The organism is Njordella aestuarii, assembly GCF_056494165.1.
Genome location: NZ_CM151397.1, coordinates 645,756 through 662,653, shown reverse-complemented (window position 1 = coordinate 662,653; position 16,898 = coordinate 645,756). Strand labels below are relative to the sequence as shown.

General features: G+C 50.9%; 13 protein-coding genes. 7 read left to right on the top strand and 6 right to left on the bottom strand.

Translation table 11 applies throughout. The features are described 5' to 3' along the window. Positions 1 to 13 precede the first annotated feature (13 nt). The gene (locus tag SH451x_RS02575; RefSeq protein ID WP_479360785.1) at positions 14 to 313 is read right to left on the bottom strand and encodes a hypothetical protein; all 300 of its coding nucleotides are present in this window, start codon (positions 311 to 313) and stop codon (positions 14 to 16) included. Positions 314 to 735: 422 nt separating this feature from the next. Here SH451x_RS02575 and SH451x_RS02570 point away from each other — a divergent pair, with 422 nt between their 5' ends. From SH451x_RS02570 to SH451x_RS02560, 3 genes are all read left to right on the top strand, one after another. After that, positions 736 to 2,277: a bifunctional aminoglycoside phosphotransferase/ATP-binding protein gene (locus SH451x_RS02570; RefSeq protein ID WP_479360784.1), complete on the top strand. Its 1,542-nt coding sequence runs from the start codon at positions 736 to 738 to the stop codon at positions 2,275 to 2,277. A 53-nt stretch (positions 2,278 to 2,330) separates the two neighbouring features. Further along, positions 2,331 to 4,025: a potassium channel family protein gene (locus tag SH451x_RS02565; protein WP_479360782.1), complete on the top strand. Its 1,695-nt coding sequence runs from the start codon at positions 2,331 to 2,333 to the stop codon at positions 4,023 to 4,025. 186 nt (positions 4,026 to 4,211) lie between these two features. After that, the gene (locus SH451x_RS02560) at positions 4,212 to 6,857 is read left to right on the top strand and encodes an AMP-binding protein (RefSeq protein ID WP_479360780.1); all 2,646 of its coding nucleotides are present in this window, start codon (positions 4,212 to 4,214) and stop codon (positions 6,855 to 6,857) included. 32 nt (positions 6,858 to 6,889) lie between these two features. On the opposite strand, the gene mnmM is transcribed toward SH451x_RS02560, so the two are convergent. The 4 genes from mnmM to SH451x_RS02540 all read right to left on the bottom strand — a co-directional run bounded on the left by mnmM (position 6,890) and on the right by SH451x_RS02540 (position 10,429). Then, positions 6,890 to 7,477 (bottom strand): tRNA 5-(aminomethyl)-2-thiouridylate-methyltransferase MnmM, encoded by a 588-nt coding sequence (gene mnmM, locus SH451x_RS02555; protein WP_479360779.1) that lies wholly within the window; start codon positions 7,475 to 7,477, stop codon positions 6,890 to 6,892. Continuing rightward, the gene (locus tag SH451x_RS02550) at positions 7,477 to 8,595 is read right to left on the bottom strand and encodes an NAD(P)/FAD-dependent oxidoreductase (protein WP_479360778.1); all 1,119 of its coding nucleotides are present in this window, start codon (positions 8,593 to 8,595) and stop codon (positions 7,477 to 7,479) included. The genes mnmM and SH451x_RS02550 overlap by 1 nt, the downstream gene beginning before the upstream one ends. Before the next feature lie 101 nt (positions 8,596 to 8,696). Further along, complete coding sequence (locus tag SH451x_RS02545; protein WP_479360777.1) at positions 8,697 to 9,608, bottom strand: DUF4394 domain-containing protein; 912 nt, start codon at positions 9,606 to 9,608, stop codon at positions 8,697 to 8,699. 71 nt (positions 9,609 to 9,679) lie between these two features. Beyond that, entirely contained in the window at positions 9,680 to 10,429 is a 750-nt protein-coding gene (locus SH451x_RS02540) for a ferritin-like domain-containing protein (RefSeq protein WP_479360776.1), read from the bottom strand. Between the two features lie 336 nt (positions 10,430 to 10,765). Here SH451x_RS02540 and SH451x_RS02535 point away from each other — a divergent pair, with 336 nt between their 5' ends. The 3 genes from SH451x_RS02535 to SH451x_RS02525 are packed head-to-tail and all read left to right on the top strand — an operon-like array spanning position 10,766 to position 12,847. Then, positions 10,766 to 11,344, top strand: coding sequence for a hypothetical protein (locus tag SH451x_RS02535; protein WP_479360774.1), 579 nt, complete (start codon positions 10,766 to 10,768; stop codon positions 11,342 to 11,344). Between the two features lie 4 nt (positions 11,345 to 11,348). Next, positions 11,349 to 11,999: a sigma-70 family RNA polymerase sigma factor gene (locus SH451x_RS02530; protein WP_479360773.1), complete on the top strand. Its 651-nt coding sequence runs from the start codon at positions 11,349 to 11,351 to the stop codon at positions 11,997 to 11,999. Beyond that, positions 11,996 to 12,847: an anti-sigma factor family protein gene (locus SH451x_RS02525; RefSeq protein ID WP_479360772.1), complete on the top strand. Its 852-nt coding sequence runs from the start codon at positions 11,996 to 11,998 to the stop codon at positions 12,845 to 12,847. Before SH451x_RS02530 ends, SH451x_RS02525 begins: the two co-directional genes overlap by 4 nt. 46 nt (positions 12,848 to 12,893) lie before the next feature. Here SH451x_RS02525 and SH451x_RS02520 read toward each other — a convergent pair whose 3' ends face one another. Beyond that, positions 12,894 to 15,887: a hypothetical protein gene (locus SH451x_RS02520; RefSeq protein ID WP_479360771.1), complete on the bottom strand. Its 2,994-nt coding sequence runs from the start codon at positions 15,885 to 15,887 to the stop codon at positions 12,894 to 12,896. A gap of 371 nt (positions 15,888 to 16,258) precedes the next feature. Here SH451x_RS02520 and SH451x_RS02515 point away from each other — a divergent pair, with 371 nt between their 5' ends. Next, positions 16,259 to 16,873, top strand: a complete 615-nt coding sequence (locus SH451x_RS02515) for an HNH endonuclease (protein WP_479360770.1) — start codon at positions 16,259 to 16,261, stop codon at positions 16,871 to 16,873. Positions 16,874 to 16,898 lie beyond the last annotated feature (25 nt).

The following is a 16,898-nucleotide window of genomic DNA, read 5'->3' as shown; positions in this document are numbered from 1 at the left end:
GGTTCACCGAAGCTTACTCGAACTCGTAAGCCCCGTCTTCCATGGAGCCGCGGCTGCCAGCAGCCTTCCAACTCATGCTTTTTGCTTCTGGGTCTTGAGTAATAGTTAGGTCAAAAGTTTCGCCATCGGCGGCTGTACCTGTTCCCGTGTAACCGCCTGCTGGATTTGGAGTAAGCGTTACATCGGAAAGCTCCAGACTCTTCTCCACTTGCTCCTGAACCTTCTCCTGAGGCCAATTGCCTGGGTGCTGACTTTCGCAACCAGAAAATAGAACTAGGGAAAACAAGACGAACAATGACAATGCTTTTTTCATTTACGGCTCTACTAGAGTAACTGCTTGTTAAGGTCATGAAACTTCGGGCATCCGAGTCGAATAAACAATGATCCCCAGCAGGCTTGGCGTTCACAGCCCGGGCAACTTACTCGAAATGCGTCGATCAACGCTGCCAGTATTTCGAAGTCGAGGCGATCAGTATAGTGAATTTCCGTGGAATTTCTCAAATTATTATTCGCTTCTGCGAGCAACTCGGATCGAAAACTCAAGCCATAAAGCGCCATATCTTCGCGTAAAACATTCGGTGTTGGCAACTTCGTCAACCGTCTTGTATGCTTAGAAAATACTTGACGCCCGATATAAACGCGTTAGCGCTACTTGATCCTTGAGTGTTCCGAAGGCCGAATAAATTTTCGACCACTCTTTTCCAACACGCCACTCACGCAAAAGCTCAGCACAAAATGCCGCCGTCCGAAGACTCGCAGTTGGATGTCCAGCGTCTACTAGATGCATCAGTCTATTCACATAAAGTCGAAGATCTGCGGCTGCTTGAGACACATATCTCATGGGTAGTATTGACCGGCCAATATGCATACAAACTTAAGAAGCCATGCAAGTTTAGTTTTGTTGACTACTCAACTCTAGAATTGCGGCGGGACTTCTGTTACAAGGAAGTCGAACTAAACAGACGTCTTGCCGCGGACATTTATCTTGATGTAGTACCGATTTACTCAAACTCAGACGGCTCGTTACAGGTTGGCTCTCCGTCCGTTTCGCCTTCGTCGACTGGCCCGGCCAGAAATGCCGTCGAATACGCTGTAAAGATGCGCCAGTTTCCTCAAGATGCAATCTTGACATCGCGCCTCGATCACCATGCCTTGTCGCCTGAATCTGTGGATCAATTGGGTCGAGATCTCGCGGCGTTTCACGAATCGATCGAGCAGGTGAGCGCAGACCTTGAGTGCGTACAACCAGATCGTATTCGCCAAGAAGCAATCGACAACATAACGCTACTGCAAGAATGCCTTCCAGCAGACTCCGAACACCAGTTGGCCCTATCCTTTCTATTGCAATGGACTGAGCAAGAGTTTGAAGATCGAAGATCGAATTTTCAGCGACGACTGCGGACGGGGTTTGTCCGGCGGTGTCACGGCGATATGCATCTCAACAATCTCATTCAACTGGACGGTCATATTACAGCTTTTGACTGCATCGAGTTCAATGAAGAGTTCCAGTGGGTCGATGTTGTGAGCGATATCGCGTTCCCCGTTATGGATTTTATGACTCACCGACGAAGCGATCTGGGTTGGCGACTTCTTAATTCATATTTGGAGACAAGGAACGATTGGTCGGGTTTAGAAGTCTTCCGATTTTATGCCGTCTATCGTGCTCTCGTGCGAGCCAAAGTTACGTGGCTTGATCCATCACAACATGAATCGTCCGATGCGACGACCGACCCCTGCTCGCACGCTTCAAAAGAAGCGTCGGGCCCTTGGGTAGAATATATGCGAACAGCCTTGGAGCTTGCATGCCCAAAGCGCTGTCAACTTTCGATCACTCACGGCTTTTCAGGCAGCGGAAAGTCTACGCGTGCTTGGTCCCGAATCGCAAAGTTCGGTGGACTGCGGATACGCTCCGACGTTGAACGCAAACGCCTCCGCATGCAAGACAACGCTCAAACTATCTATACTCCGCAGTCTCGAGAATTGATCTATGAACATCTTCTGGAGCTAGCTCGCCGAATACTTGGTTGGAAATTCGACGTCGTCGTTGATGCTACGTTTTTAAAGCAAGCAACTCGCGCACAGTTTCAAGCGCTGGCGGAAGAGATGGGAGCTTCGTTTCGCATCCTGCACTGTGAAGCGTCATTTGATGAGCTGGCGGAGCGTATTGCACGCCGCAAAAACGATGCATCAGATGCGACGCAGGACGTCCTTCGGCAACAAATGCACGACGCAGAGGCACTCGCAGAAGCGGAATGGAAAGCCGTTGCAGACGATTGATAAACCATCTGCCAGCGAATTTTCAGTAGAAGTTCTGCGGTTATAATGCTGCGATGAAATCCCTTCCAATAGTACTCAGCTTCCTTGCAAACCCGTCGCGACGTCGCAACCTTCTCGCTCTTGGAAAACTACTCGTGGTTTTCGTTGCGATGGTTTTTGTGTTTACGCTTTTCTTCCATCTTCTGATGACGATGGAGGGCCAGCAGCACTCCTGGGCGACAGGCATCTACTGGGTTCTTGTGGTGATGTCCACTTTGGGTTTTGGCGATATCACTTTCCATTCCGACCTGGGGCGACTTTTCTCTGTAGTGGTCCTATTGTCTGGCTCAGTGTTCATGTTGATGTTGCTGCCCTTCATGTTCATTCAGTTTTTTTATGTCCCTTGGCTTGAAGCTCAAGCAGCCGCCCGAGCACCGAGGGAACTGTCCAAGAAAGTGTTCGGCCATGTGATCTTCACAAGTCTTGGTTCGGTTGAACGATCCTTGATCCGGATGCTGCAGCGAGAGAACTGGAATTATGTCGTGATCGTCCCTGAATTGGATGAAGCGTTGCGTTATCACGACGAAGGGTACTCAGTCATGCTCGGGGAAATCGACGATCCGCCAACGTATGTTCGGGCACGCGCAGAGCACGCCGCTTTAGTTGTGGCGGCTCAACGCGACACGACGAACACGAATATCGCGTTCACCGTAAGGGAAATCGCTTCATCCGTTTCGATTGTTTCCGTCGCATCGTCTCCGGCATCGGTGGACATCCTAGAGCTTGCTGGCTGCAACCACGTCCTCCAACTTGGTGAAATGTTGGGGCAATCGTTTGCCCGCCGAGTCTTTGGTCAAGACGCCCGCAGTTCAGTTATCGGCGAATTTGGAAAGCTACTAATTGCCGAGGCTTCGGCTCTTAACACACCGATGGTCGGGAGAACACTAAAAGATATTCGGCTGACAGAGCACACACGCGTGAACGTTATCGGAGTTTGGAATCGTGGCAGTTTTATGATAGCCGGTCCAGATACTGTCATCGAAGCTAGCACGGTTCTCTTATTAGCCGGAACTCGTGAAGAGCTTGACGAGTATGACACGTTGTTTTGCCTTTACCGTGCACAGGAGCCGTCGGCTATTATTCTCGGAGCAGGAAGAGTAGGACGCGCCGCTGGCAGTGAGCTTCAGTTGCGAGGAACTGATTATCGAATTGTCGACCGCAATCCAGATCGCATTCGAGATCCCGAGCATTACATATTAGGGGACGCGGCTGAACTCGAAGTACTCGAACGTGCGGGCATTATGACTTGCTCGTCGGTCGTGATTACAACTCACGACGATGATGTGAATGTTTATTTGGCCATTTACTGTCGTCGCTTGAGGCCAGATATTCAAATACTAGCCCGAGCAAATCTTGACCGCAATGTGTCGACATTGCATCGCGCAGGCGCTGACTACGTCATGTCCTATTCGTCGACGGGTGCAAGTCGCATCTTCAATATTTTGAAGCGCGGAAACTCGATCTTGCTTGCCGAAGGATTGGATGTGTTACGCGTTCCAGTCCCCAAAACACTTGTCGGCAAAACGCTCGCCGAGTGCCGTTTTCGGCAGACTACGGGCTGCAACATCGTCGCCATCGAGAAGGATGGCAAGTTCGACGCCAAACCAGCACCTGACACTGTCTTGTCATCGGAAGCGCAACTGGTCATCGTAGGAGATGCAGAAGCCGAGCGGAAATTCTTTGAAACGCTGAGCGATCAGGCGGAATAATTGATAAATCGCCACGCGCGGTAAGCGATGTTTTCAAAAAGCAGCCAGAATTTGCGTGAACCTTCTGCCTAGTGAGGCATTTGAATATGGTAGCTGGCGATGGCGCGCGAACTGCGGTATAGCGCCAACCAAGCAATTTTACGTGAAATCAAGCAATACCTACATGGATATCGATCGAGGCCGCTCGTGAAACGTTGGTTAAACCGATTATTTTGGGGCATTTGCGGATTGATGCTGCGGATGCGTTACCGGCTGAAAATTTCAGGAGCTGACAAGCTTAAGGATCTGAAGGGTGCCACGCTCGTTCTCCCCAACCACCCCGCGCTAGTCGATCCGCCGTTGGTATCAAGCCGCATTCGGTTGCACAAGCCGCTGAGACCGCTTGTAAATTCCGCGACTTACCGGACGCCGATTTTTCGTCCGCTCATGTCACTTGTCGACGCATTCGAGGTCCCAGATCTTTCTGCACACAGCCGCGATGCTCATAGCCAAGTACTTGATATGATCGATTCGGTGGTGGATCGATTGCATGCTGGCGATTGCATGTTGATCTATCCCTCGGGACGGCTACAACGTGGTAATGTTGAAGTCGTCGGGGCCGCGCGAGCTGTCCACGAAATTGTTGCGAAGAGTCCAGACGTGAACATCGTTCTTATTAGAACGCGTGGCCTTTGGGGCAGTATGTTCAGTTGTGCAGAAACAAATTCACCTCCGAACCTATCGGCGAGAGTCAAATCAGCTTTGGGTTGGGTGTTTGCTAGTCTATTTTTCTTTCTGCCGCGGCGAGACGTTTCAATGCATATCGAAGTGTTAAAGCCGGAGGATATGCCAACCGATTCAAGAGAGTCCTTCAACGCTTTCCTGGAAGACTGGTATAACAAAGACGGAGCGCAGGAGCCTAAGTTTGTTCGCTATCATCACCTGTTCGGTCCAAGCCACGGTGAATTTGGAAAATCACTGCCGAGCACTTCGACCGACATAGGTGAAATCAGCGACAAAACGAAGACCCAGGTGAACGAACTTCTGCAGTCTCATCTTAAGCGACAGCTTTCGGGCGACGAATTGCAAGCAGACACGAAGTTGGAATCGATCGGACTCGATAGCCTAGACCGAATGGACGTCGCCCTAAAAATCGAACAGCAGTTCGGCTTTCGCAGCAACGTCGTAACGGAAACAGTTGGAGGCCTCTGGGCCCTCGCTGCTGGTCAACTTTCCGACGATGCGAACGAAAAGGTAGCTGCGCCAAAAGCTTGGGAGAATTACCCAAAGATCGATGACACACCGACTTTGTTGGCAGATACTATTGGGGCCGCTTTCGTCAGTCGGGCCTTAAAGCAACTCAATCGAGTTGCTGTTGCCGATTCGATATCAGGCGTACTGAATTATCGAAAACTTCTGGTTGCATGTGAACTTATGTCCCGCCGCTTCGCAAAGCTTGAGGAAGCGCATGTCGGGGTTATGCTTCCCGCCTCGGTCGCTGCTGATATCGTCTTCTTCGCCTTGCAGATGGCGGGCAAAATTCCCGTCATGATGAATTGGACTACAGGACCGTCAAATCTTGCTCACGGAGCAGAGGTTACTGAAACGAGACATATCATCACTTCGCGAAAAATGATTGACCGGATGAATATCGAAGTGAAAGGTGCGGAATATATTTTCCTGGAAGATATTCGCAAAGGCATCGGAAAACTCGAGAGCTTGCTCGTGCTTTGTCGAACCTATCTTGCCGGTTCGTCATTCAAAAGGCACCTTGCCAGACAATCTCCAGAAGATACCGCCGTCTTCCTCTTCACTTCGGGGTCCGAGAGCCTTCCGAAGACCGTACCTTTGACACATCGAAATCTTTTGACCAACGTTGTCGATGGTTTGGAAGTCTTAAAAGCCACTAACAATGACACACTCCTAGGCTTCCTTCCTCCGTTCCATTCCTTTGGCATGACAGGCAACTTAATTTTGCCTCATCTCACAAGCATCCGTTGTATTCGATATGCAGATCCAACCGATTCCCGAGGACTGGTCAAAACGATTGAAACGTATAAACCCACCCTGGTATTCACCACGCCAACCTTTTTAGGATACATATTGGCAGCCTGCTCGGGGGATGAGCTCTCCAGCCTTAAAACGATTGTTACAGGCGCGGAGAAATGCCCCGAACATATTTTCGAGAGCTGTAAGCAAAAGGCACCGAATGCCACGATTTTGGAAGGCTACGGCATCACCGAATGTTCGCCAGTTGTCGCAGGCAATACGCCCGGTGGAGTCAAGCCGGGCACGATTGGCAAGCCCGTCAAAAGCGTCGACGTTCGTATTATCGACGTCGACACCGAACAAGAGGTTGCTGCTGATCAAACCGGCATGCTTTTGGTCGCAGGACCTTCCATTTTCAGCGGATACTACAAACATGAGGGGCCCGATCCTTTTGTAGTACAGGATGAACGGCGCTGGTACAAAACCGGGGACTTGGTTTCGATTGACAAAGAGGGATATCTTCACTTTCAAGGCCGGTTGAAAAGATTTATCAAAGCAGGGGGTGAAATGATTTCCCTACCAGCTCTTGAAGAACCATTTGTTGCAAAATTCCCGCCTGATGAAAAAGGCCCTACTGTCGCGGTGGAAGGCGTCGAGACCGATGAAGGACGTCACATTGTGCTATTCACGACCCACGATATAACTCTGCGCGAAGCCAGTGAGATTCTTTTAGCTGCTGGGATGCGAGGCGTAATGCGTCTGGACGAAGTTCGCAACGTCGAGAAAATTCCTGTCCTGGGAACTGGCAAGACTGATTACAAATCGTTGCGCCAAATGCTTTCCGAATCGCCCTCCAAGACATAGATGCCTCAGTAAATCGTACTCAAGATACGGTTTCATGGAACAGCACCAAGCAACCGTCTCTTCACAAAAAAATGTACCGGCTGTTTTTCGCGTGGTTCGGTCGGCGATTGCATAACCTGCCACTCGACTTGTGCATTTAGTTTCGCCACGACAGCATGTACTGCTTGGAATTCTTCTTCGCCACCCGGATGACCGCGGTACGCTAAAATACTCACGCAGCCGTCCCAAGAAATCAAATGCAATGCTGCTTGCATGGCGGCCAAGGTGCTCGCAGGTTGCGTAATTTCTGTTTTGTCGCTGCCAGGCAAGTAACCCAAATTGAACATCACAACCTTGACGTTACCTCTCACGTTCTCTGGAAGCAATGCCAGCAGATCCCGGTGATTTCCAACTATTAGTTCGACGTTCGTACAGCCGTGCTCTTCTAATCTTCGCGCAGTTGAATCGATCGCCGCTGGTGATAGGTCAAGCCCATAGACTTTGCCCGCCACACCCACGGCACGACTTAGAAAGAGCGTATCGTGGCCATTACCAGCAGTTGCGTCGACTGCAATGTCACCTAGTCGCAGATCATTTCCAACGAATTCCTGCGCGGTCTTTGTCAGTGAAACGTATGGCATTATCGATCCCAACGCAAATCACCAGGGATCGCTCGCTTTTCCAACAGATGAGCAGCGAGAATATTTGCACACCAGGGACCGAGATAACAGCCTTTGGCACCAAGCCCGTTCAGCAGTCCAAGCCTTGGTATAGTGGGATGCATCCCCACGAAAGGATGCTGATCAAAGGTAGTCGGTCGGATGGCCGCGCGATGTTCGACAACGCCGCAAACGATATCCAATTTGCGATGGATGGTTTCGAGCAACGAATCACGCCCGGCTGCCGATGGCAGACCATCCAAAGGTCGCCATTGATAAGTCGATCCTAGCAGCCAGTCTGTCGCTTTCGGCCGCAAGCTGATCTCTAGATTCAACGACCCGAGCGTCCGTTGAGGATCTGTTGGCGTCATCCAAAGTTGACTGTGAATTGTTGTAGTCTCAATTGGAGCATTCAATTCGACTCGCAAAATATCACCTTGTGCAGGTCGGAATCGAGCTTGCTCGAAATAGGGATGAAGCCTATCAGTATGCCCTCGTGCGCAAATAACGTAATCTGCGACAATGTCATAGGGCCTAAGACGCGCTTCCCCGCTAACGAACTGAACGTCTTCGTCTAAATCGATGCTTGCCTGAAAATACTTACTGTCGCGTTGAAAGTGACTGTGGGACTGTTTTAAATATTCAGCGGCATTTAACCGCGATGCTTGTGGCATGAAAAATCCGCCAAATGGATTTTTCCAGTGCGGATCGAACCATTCGTTATAGAGCCATGACGTATCGACATTCGCGAAGCCACGCAACCGTAGCTCAGTTTCACTGACGGTCTTAGTTGAATCGCAGAATCTAGCGGCTCCAGATCGATACCAAATCTGCGTACTCAAAACTTGTTCGACGTAGCGATAGAATTGGTCACTATAAAGAAACGCATTGGGCCACGCGTAAGTAACGTTTACGCGCTTGCCAGTTATTGGCGTCACCAATCCCGCCGCGATTCGCGAGGCAGAGTTTTGCTGATTGTCGTCGACCAAAACGAAGCTCGCGCCGCGTTGTTCTAGCACCCAAGCCAAGCTTGTTCCGGCGATTCCACCGCCGATAATTATCACGTCAACGCGTCGCGGCACTGTAGAGAAGTCTTGCAAGATAAGGGTGTATGTGTCAGAACACCCTTATCTTACGACCAATTTAAGTTAAATTCCATCCGCTAGTCTGACCTGCGATGCAATGGAACTCACAATGACGTTTACACCGCAGAGGTTTCTTCCGCAGCGGACAGTCGCTTCTGGCGTCGCCGACGGGCCCATCCGAAACCGCTCGCAGCTACAGCGAGGAGTGCCATGCTGCTGGGCTCAGGGACGGCACTGATTGTCGAGATGCCCACAATGCTGCTTGAGGTGTTGATGTCACCAATGTAGGTCAACGCGCCGGTCGCTAAATCGATTTGCGAAAACTCAAAGCCATTGAGAACTACGTAACCGATATTTCCAAGCCCATCGATATCAAATGATGCTTCTGGAAATGCAATTCCGTCCAATGTACCAACCGTTTGCATCGTACCATCGTTCGGAGGCGACTGCAGAACGAGACTTTGTGTGCTCAAATCGAGATTGTAAAGTGCGGTTGAAGTCGTTCCAGCAAAACTGTTAGTGTAGGCCGAAGAGACAACATTGGGAGCGACACCGGCATTTACGTCGCCAGCCCCATACCGAAGGTTGCCGTCGAGAATCGTTGCGCCGTTGCTAACATTGATTCTCAGATTCTGACCAGAGTCACTGGTTACTCTAAGTCGATCCGCGACGGGATTAAAGTCGACGCCAAAGTTGGATCCCAGAATTGGTGCGTTCAACGTAGAGCTTAACGTCGCGGCCCCAGTGAATGCATCGATTGTGTAAATTCTACCCGTAAATTGATTGGTAGTAACACCATACAAAAGACCGTTGCTGGGTCGAAAATCGATACCGACCAGCGATTCACCGCTTTGTATGCCGGTGATCATAACTGGAGCGGAAGTCGAGCCTGGGTTGGAGGCATCGAATCGCAAAATTTCATTCGACTGGGTTAGTGCTACGACAACGCCAGCCAGGGATACAGTGGCTGAAACGGCCACTATCAGCATGCAGCAAATGGCGGAGACAATAGGTCGATGTAGTTTCATTGAACTCTCTCTTTATCGGTTTAGGAAGAACATTGGATCAAATCAAAAAATAAATGCGAACTTCTTCCGTATTATCGGTAGAAGCGAGGTACGTTGACGTTGTAAAATTCAGCTTCTAGATACTCAAGCGCAAGTGCGTAGTTTAAAATAGCAATATCATTTGCTTCCGAGGGCGTGTTGCTGAAGGTCAGCGGGGGCCCGCCATTCAGACTTGAGATAAACGGCCCCGCTTGCGAGCCAACTTCATCACTTGTAAGCGGACGCTCGAACGACTGCTCTTCGCCGTAGACGTTCGCTGTCGAAGCCGTCGAACGCAGCGAATTGAAGAAGCCAGCGTGGCGTGATTCAATAGTCAAAATCGAGCCTGCCGCCGCTAGGAAGTCGCGGTTAAACAGTGCCGGCGCAGCGCCTAAATAAGCACCTACACCTGTATTTTCCAACGCATTGGCGATGGTTAGGAACTGGGAAATATTGCTGGTTACCAAATTTTGGAATACAGGCTTAGGTCTTGCCTGCCCACCCAACGCATTTCGCAAAAACACGACGTGATCATTCTCATGTCGCTGCACCAGCTTCATCTGGTTCGCCAGCGTAACACGCGACGAGCTTTGAGCCTCCGCAGAACTTGAATCCAAATGCATCAGCGTAGCGCTCGCAGCAACCGCCCCCGTCGCAGTCACGGTTCTGCGGAGAAAGTTGCGACGCCCGAACGTTTGGGCAGAAGGAGTTCCAGTTATTGGCTCCGAGTACTGATCAGTTTTCGTACTTTGGTCGGAAAAGTGCCTATCGATACTGTCCAACTGTGCTCGTTGTGAGTCCATCAAATGCCTCCTAGGGTAAGAACTGTGGCTTGAGCGCACAGATCGTGTAACGTATTTCGCAGTCGCAAAAAGTACGCGACAGGTATCAGAGGCGGATGCAACTAATTTTAAATTTCACCATGAAGACGGCACTGACGACCGCGACCGGGAGCGCAATAGTTTGTAATGCACAGCGTTAGTACGAAAGAGTGGTATGCGAACTTGGCTTGCGATCGCTGCCGGACAACCTGCTTATGTTGGGTGTTTTGTTGACCTTCGATAGAAATCACAATAGAGTAAACGGACCCCAGAAGTGCTTTAGTACACTCGCCCCGTCAAAACTAAAAGAAAACTCAAGTGACGCTACTAAACAGAGGAACAGTTTTTGCTCTTGCAGCAGGCGTCGTGTTGGGTGCCTGTGTCGCCAGCGTACGGACGCCCGCAACTGCAGTGTCGAGTGCAGGTGCGATGCGGAAAAATTTTGCGGAGGTGGAACCCACGCTTACCCAAGCGGGTCCAACTGTTGATCTGGCGCCGTCAGAGGTTGTGCAGTTCCAGATGGAAGCGTTACGCCGTGCTGCGATTGACCCAGTCTACTTTGACGTGTGCTATCGATTTGCGTCACCGCGGAATCGAGCATTCATCGGAAGTAGTAGCGATTTCCAGGCGATGCTTCGAAAGTCTTTTGACAATTTGATCGGACATCAAATCCACATGGTTGGACAAGAGTTTACGCGAGGAAATGCCGCAGAAGTCATCGTGACAGGCATAGATGCGAATGGTTATCCGATGTGTTTCCAGTTCATTCTTGGAAGACAGTCGACGGGTGATTTTGCGGACTGTTGGATGACAGACAGCGTAATACCAATCGTAAGGAAGCGAGAGCCAACTGCCGCGACAACTCCCGTTAGCGCGATTGATCACGGAGGAAGTTGAAGGGATGAATTCAGCAAACACACCGGACGAAGTCTGGCAATTCGATCGAGAAGCGGTCTCAACAGTGACACTAGAACACTCGAGCGAATCGGAATTGATGCAAGAGATTGCGGCCGGAGATCAAAATGCGTTTGAGAAACTGTATGACCACTACTCCCCGATACTGTACGGATTATGCCTTAGGATTTTGAAACATGAATTTGAGGCTCGCGAAGTGCTTTCTGACGTTTTCATTACAGTTTGGGAACGGGCCGCGGAATACGATTGCCAGCGTGGATCAGTCAAAGCATTTCTCGTCACTATCACGCGCAGTCGTGCAATTGATCGACTGCGGTCGCTGACTTCAAAGCAACGCAATCGCCAGCGTCTGCAAAACTTTTGTGAAGCGAACCAGCCAAATCGGCCAGAACTGACTGAACCTTGTCATCGTATGATGATGGAAGAAGATGGATTGCTATTGCGTAGGGCCATTGATAGGCTAAGTAAGATACAGCAGCAAGTTTTACAGCTTGCATTTTTCGATGGCAAAACGCATTGCCAGATATCCGAAGAGTTACGCTTACCTCTGGGAACGGTAAAGTCGGCTGCTAGAAGAGGCATCGCAGTACTTCGCGAATTGCTTCCTCGCGGCGAACCAAAGAGTTTAGATACATGAATTGTAACGACTGCAGCGAGCTTTTGGACGACTACGTGACGGGGAGCTTAGATTTATCGCAGCAGGATGACGTCGAAAGCCACCTTCAAACAGGCTGTGAAGTGTGTAACAAAGAATTGCACCATATCCAAGCCGCATTCGCTAGTCTGGCCGCGGGAATTAAACCCATTGCCCCGCCAGCCGATCTGAAAGCGAAACTGCTCGCACAGATTCGAGAGCGGGAAGAGCTGAAGCGTTTGTCGACTACTGCTGGCCCGCGACCAGATACGGTTGATTATTCAACAGGCAGTCACCGCGAACCAACGCTTGCGCAGGTGCGACCACGGGGTTTCGATCGTAGGAATGCGACCAAGCTTTTCAGTGCACTGGCCGCGGGTGTCGTTGGTCTTGCTGCTGGTTATACGGCAATTCGAATTTGGCCGGTGGAAACGCCGCAAGATGCTCCGCAACGATCAGAACTTGCTAGTAATGATAGCCTGACCTCGGCCGACAATCCAAACTCGATTCGCTTCATATCGGCCAATCCAACGGAAAACTCTACGACCACTGCGAGAGAAACGGCGAATGACTATGTGGCGTTTGACCAGTTCGCACGTCAGCTACATGTCTATATCGATGTTGGGGATCGCTTGGTACCGAACAGCCAGCTCTATGTTGTGCTTGAACTGGCCAATGAAACGTTTCGTGACATCGGGACGATTACGGTCGCTGCGAAAGGTTCCGCTATGGATGTATTTGACATGCCCGTCGACGACGCATCTGTAAAACGCGTGATCGTTTCGAGGATTCCATCGTCCCAATTCACAGCGGACGCAAAAGATTACGCTTTTGTATTTGATGTGCAATAGAGTGGACGTCGGCAGGCGGCCTGTCTGTCTGTCGAAAGTTAGCGTGCTAGAATTCACGTTGCTCTTTCTTGGGCGTTTCATTTTCTGCTTTCTTTCCGCCAAATAGCTGCGACGGCAAGCTGAACAGATCAAAGTTGAGGGCAGGAAGCTTTACATCGTCTGACTTTGCATCTGCAACAACGGGAAATTTTTCGACGTCAAACGTGGCGATAAGAGTCAAACCTTCGGGCGATTGCGTGACGTGTGCCTGTAGTCCGCGAAGCCATCCGAGCCAATCGGCTTTGAAGTCAGGTGGAGCTATGAGGCTGTCCAAATTGACTTGCATAATGCCTGCGGACGTGGAAAATTGCTGAGTATTCCTCAGTTCGGTGCAAGTCCAAAACTGATTGTTGTCCAGCTCGTAGCTGCCTCCTAGCGGGCAGACAAGCATCGTGTCTAGCAATCGCTGAGACTTTACAAGCGATTCATCCGGAGAAAGATGAAACTGCTGTTGCATCGCATCGAGCAACCTTAAATTCCCCCGACACGCAGCGAATGATCGACGGTACCAGAAGTCATTGACCCAAGGAGCTAGCTGTGAATTCTCCAGATCTTTAACCTGGCATCGCACTTGAGCTGGATCAGGTGCCGTCGTAGGCTGGAGGTACGAGATTGCATTCTCCAGAATACCGCGATCAAACGAAATGACACTGAAGCCGTTTCCCTGCCAACGCCACATACCAATTAGCGCACGGGAGAAACCATAGACATCAGGACGCGAGCCCCCCAACCCCAGTGGCAATTGATCAAGATAGCCGGGTAGCGGCCATGCCCCTAAGTAGAAGGGCGTGTTTCTCACAGCGCGCCACACCTCGAGCAACTTGGGATCTTCCGTCAGCATCGGTGGTGGTGGCGCGTCCTTCAAACCTGCAAAAAGTACGTTGTCTGGAGCGTGAGCGCCAAGTAGGTTCTGACCAGCCATGTGCGCTTGTACGCTTACGATGTCGTCCGGCGGAGTAGCAATAATGGCTTCGACGGGCGGAGCAAGATACTTTCCGAACGCACCCAGCTTTTCAGAATTGAAAGGTGTTACGTACGCTTCGATTGCAATACGATCCACTTGTTTGCCAAGCTCGCTTTCAAACCGACGTACTCCCACCAGCATCGGTTCGGTGCTGCGCCATTGCGAAGTGTAGAACGCAGCATCTTGAATGTACTTGCTCGCTTCGTCTGGCGCACAATCGAGTAACGGAACATCGAGTATTGGCAATAATGCGCCAAGTCCGCCGCGGCGCGAATCGAGCCAGCGATCGCCTTGCCGAACAATCTTGCTTCCGTCAGGTGAGTCGTTGAACCACGCTGGCAACAAGTTCGCTTGGATCAACGATTCAATGTCAGAATGCGGGATGCCTTCGGCTTCGGCCATCAGCGTCGCCATCTCTACTGCGGCGAGCTTTGCTTTTGTCGCATACCTGCGGCGTAATTCGATGTTATATTGAGGCGATACGAGGTTTTGTAAAAACTTCGATGAAAAATACCCAAACAGTTCGTACTCGTTTTGCAGCGGCATCAACAAACGTGCATAGCGGAACTCGCGGGTCTTTGCGAGTGACGCTTCCCCATCACGAATCGCATAGAATCGCTCGACAAGAGTTTGCGACGTCGTCAGAAAAAGATAGTCGCCATCGACAGCCCGGAACGATCGAATCGAGTGGTCGCGATTCGACAACAAGGTAACTTGGCGACCAGCGACTTCCAAAGTGTCCAGTTGGACCCCTTGAGATTCCATCAATTTTGCCGCCTGGGCACGTTCGGAGTCCATCGACGATTTTAGCTGGCCGATGTTGGACGCTTCGAACAAGACGCCCATGGACGCGCCGTCCTGCATGTACAGATCTGTTCCAATGATTGCCATGTCCCGGATGATGGCATCTCCAAACAACCGAGCGATGAGGGTCGTCTTGGTGTTCAGCATCTTTTCAATTTTGGCGTTCGCGTTGCTGTCCGAGCCGCGGACGCTGACCATCTGCGCCAGTCCAGCTCCCTTGCCGGCGCTTAACTCTTTGAACCACAGATAATTCGAAAACTTACCAAACCGCAGATAGAAACACTCAGGAGGCACGCTATGGGCGATCGTCTCGATTGGCAAAGTGTCTGGCGTGTCGGGGACGTCAACTGGCAACCATTGCGGGGGCTGCGGGATTGGCACGTTGGTTTCGCCGACAATTCGCTGCGGCGATCGAAGCGTCTCGCGAAAGATGGCATCGCGGAGAGATTCGGTGTTTGAAAGGAGCTCAAGAGTCGAAAGCGGCTTGGCCAGCGGGTCTGTCGCCCGTCGCTCCTTTTCCGTTCGCAAGTCAATTGGCTGAACCTGCAGTCGACGAGCCATCGTTTCAGCGAGAAATGTTTGAAAAACAGGCGGATAGTCCCCTGCATTGATGTCATGCTTGGCGGCTGAAGTGAAGGCTTCGTACCATTGTTGGGTTCGAGCAACAACGGCGACATCGTCCGGTTGGCGTGGCTGGACCTGCAGCTTAAAGGAGAATTCCACGGCACCGCGGACTTGCACTTGGAGAGGTTGGGAGCCGACGAAAAGGAAGTCTATATCCATCGCGACCGGATGCTGCATCTGGTCTCGCGCAGTAGCGATCGCTTGGCGCAGTCGCTGCACAAGAGCCCCTCGTCCAATTCGCCGATTGGGCGCTGGGGCAGGTGCTGGAGCCACGGCGGGTGGCACCGGCAGTTCCCGCATTGTGATCGCAGGGTAAAAAATCCGACCGTCAGCTTCGTCGATCAGCACCCTCGGGATCTGATCGATTGGTACTTGGCCCAGGTCAATTGAAATTCTACCGGCCCCAAACGGCTCACCTTCCCATGCCATAGATTCCATCGGAGCCACAGGCTGCTGCGCTGGCTGGCTGCTCGGAATGGACGATTGTGCGACGGCGGTGGAGGCGGATAGCCAGATCGCTAATGCAGCTAGGCTCGACCTGCAAACCGCTTGCAAAACGATACGCGTTGATTCGCGAGACGACGTGTTTGGTTTTACAATAAATTTCATAGAAAATCCTGGCGATTGCCGCCATGTACCTCTTCAAAACCTTCCTTGAATGCTCGCAAACGCCAGGACAACGGAAATACGAAGGTCGATCGGGGCGTAATTCTTCGTCCAGCGTTTGACGGTCAGATATCGTACCAAATACACTGGAAGCGAACCAATCCGACGATTTACGCCACCATGCTTGCATTTGAAACAGTAGCGAGACGCGGCTTTAGCTGCATTTTAAGCTCCTATGAAGAAAACCATTTAAGTAAATTTTCTTCCAACGGCGCTACAGTCTCGCTAATTGACATTCGTTAAAATGCTTCAGACTTTCATGGTCGGGTAATTTTGGATCGAATACCATTCGCGAAACCTTCTGGAGATCATGTATGACCGGTGGCTCAGCGCTTGATAATAGTGTCTTGGTATTGAATCGCTTCTATATGGCGGTTCGGGTAGTGGATGTTCGGCGAGCAATGACTCTATTGTATCGCAGCTGTGCTGAAGTCATCACCATCGAGAACGATTTGTATTCCAACTATGACTTCGAATCGTGGTATGAACTATCGAGTCTAAATGCGATGGATCGCCAACCTGGAGAAGAATACCTTCGGACTCCTACTGTTGATTTGCTGGTACCACGTATTGTAAGGCTGACGCTTTATGACAAGGTTCCCAAGTCGACTGTGCGTTTTAACCGCAAGAATTTGTTTGCTCGCGATAACCACTCGTGCCAATACTGCGGGCAGCGCAAACCGCTCAGCCAGTTGAGTTTGGATCATGTGTTGCCGCGAAGCCAAGGCGGTAAGACGACGTGGGAGAACGTGGTTTGTTCGTGCATGCCCTGCAACAGTCGCAAAGGGGGTCGAACTCCTTTGCAAGCTAACATGCAGCTACTAAGCAAGCCAATTCGTCCGCACGCCAATCCTGCCGTCGTGGCGTCGTTGCAAGACCCACGATATGAGTCTTGGAAAACATTCTTGCCCAACACGACAGTTGCCTAGAGCGTCTTGGTTTCGGTAAGCCGCG

What these genes read in the sequence shown, in the direction of transcription:
- SH451x_RS02575 (WP_479360785.1), bottom strand. Translation starts at nt 313, where the DNA reads ATGAAAAAAGCATTGTCATTGTTCGTCTTGTTTTCCCTAGTTCTATTT.
- SH451x_RS02570 (WP_479360784.1), top strand. Translation starts at nt 736, where the DNA reads ATGCCGCCGTCCGAAGACTCGCAGTTGGATGTCCAGCGTCTACTAGAT.
- SH451x_RS02565 (WP_479360782.1), top strand. Translation starts at nt 2,331, where the DNA reads ATGAAATCCCTTCCAATAGTACTCAGCTTCCTTGCAAACCCGTCGCGA.
- mnmM (WP_479360779.1), bottom strand. Translation starts at nt 7,477, where the DNA reads ATGCCATACGTTTCACTGACAAAGACCGCGCAGGAATTCGTTGGAAAT.
- SH451x_RS02545 (WP_479360777.1), bottom strand. Translation starts at nt 9,608, where the DNA reads ATGAAACTACATCGACCTATTGTCTCCGCCATTTGCTGCATGCTGATA.
- SH451x_RS02540 (WP_479360776.1), bottom strand. Translation starts at nt 10,429, where the DNA reads ATGGACTCACAACGAGCACAGTTGGACAGTATCGATAGGCACTTTTCC.
- SH451x_RS02530 (WP_479360773.1), top strand. Translation starts at nt 11,349, where the DNA reads ATGAATTCAGCAAACACACCGGACGAAGTCTGGCAATTCGATCGAGAA.
- SH451x_RS02525 (WP_479360772.1), top strand. Translation starts at nt 11,996, where the DNA reads ATGAATTGTAACGACTGCAGCGAGCTTTTGGACGACTACGTGACGGGG.
- SH451x_RS02520 (WP_479360771.1), bottom strand. Translation starts at nt 15,887, where the DNA reads ATGAAATTTATTGTAAAACCAAACACGTCGTCTCGCGAATCAACGCGT.
- SH451x_RS02515 (WP_479360770.1), top strand. Translation starts at nt 16,259, where the DNA reads ATGACCGGTGGCTCAGCGCTTGATAATAGTGTCTTGGTATTGAATCGC.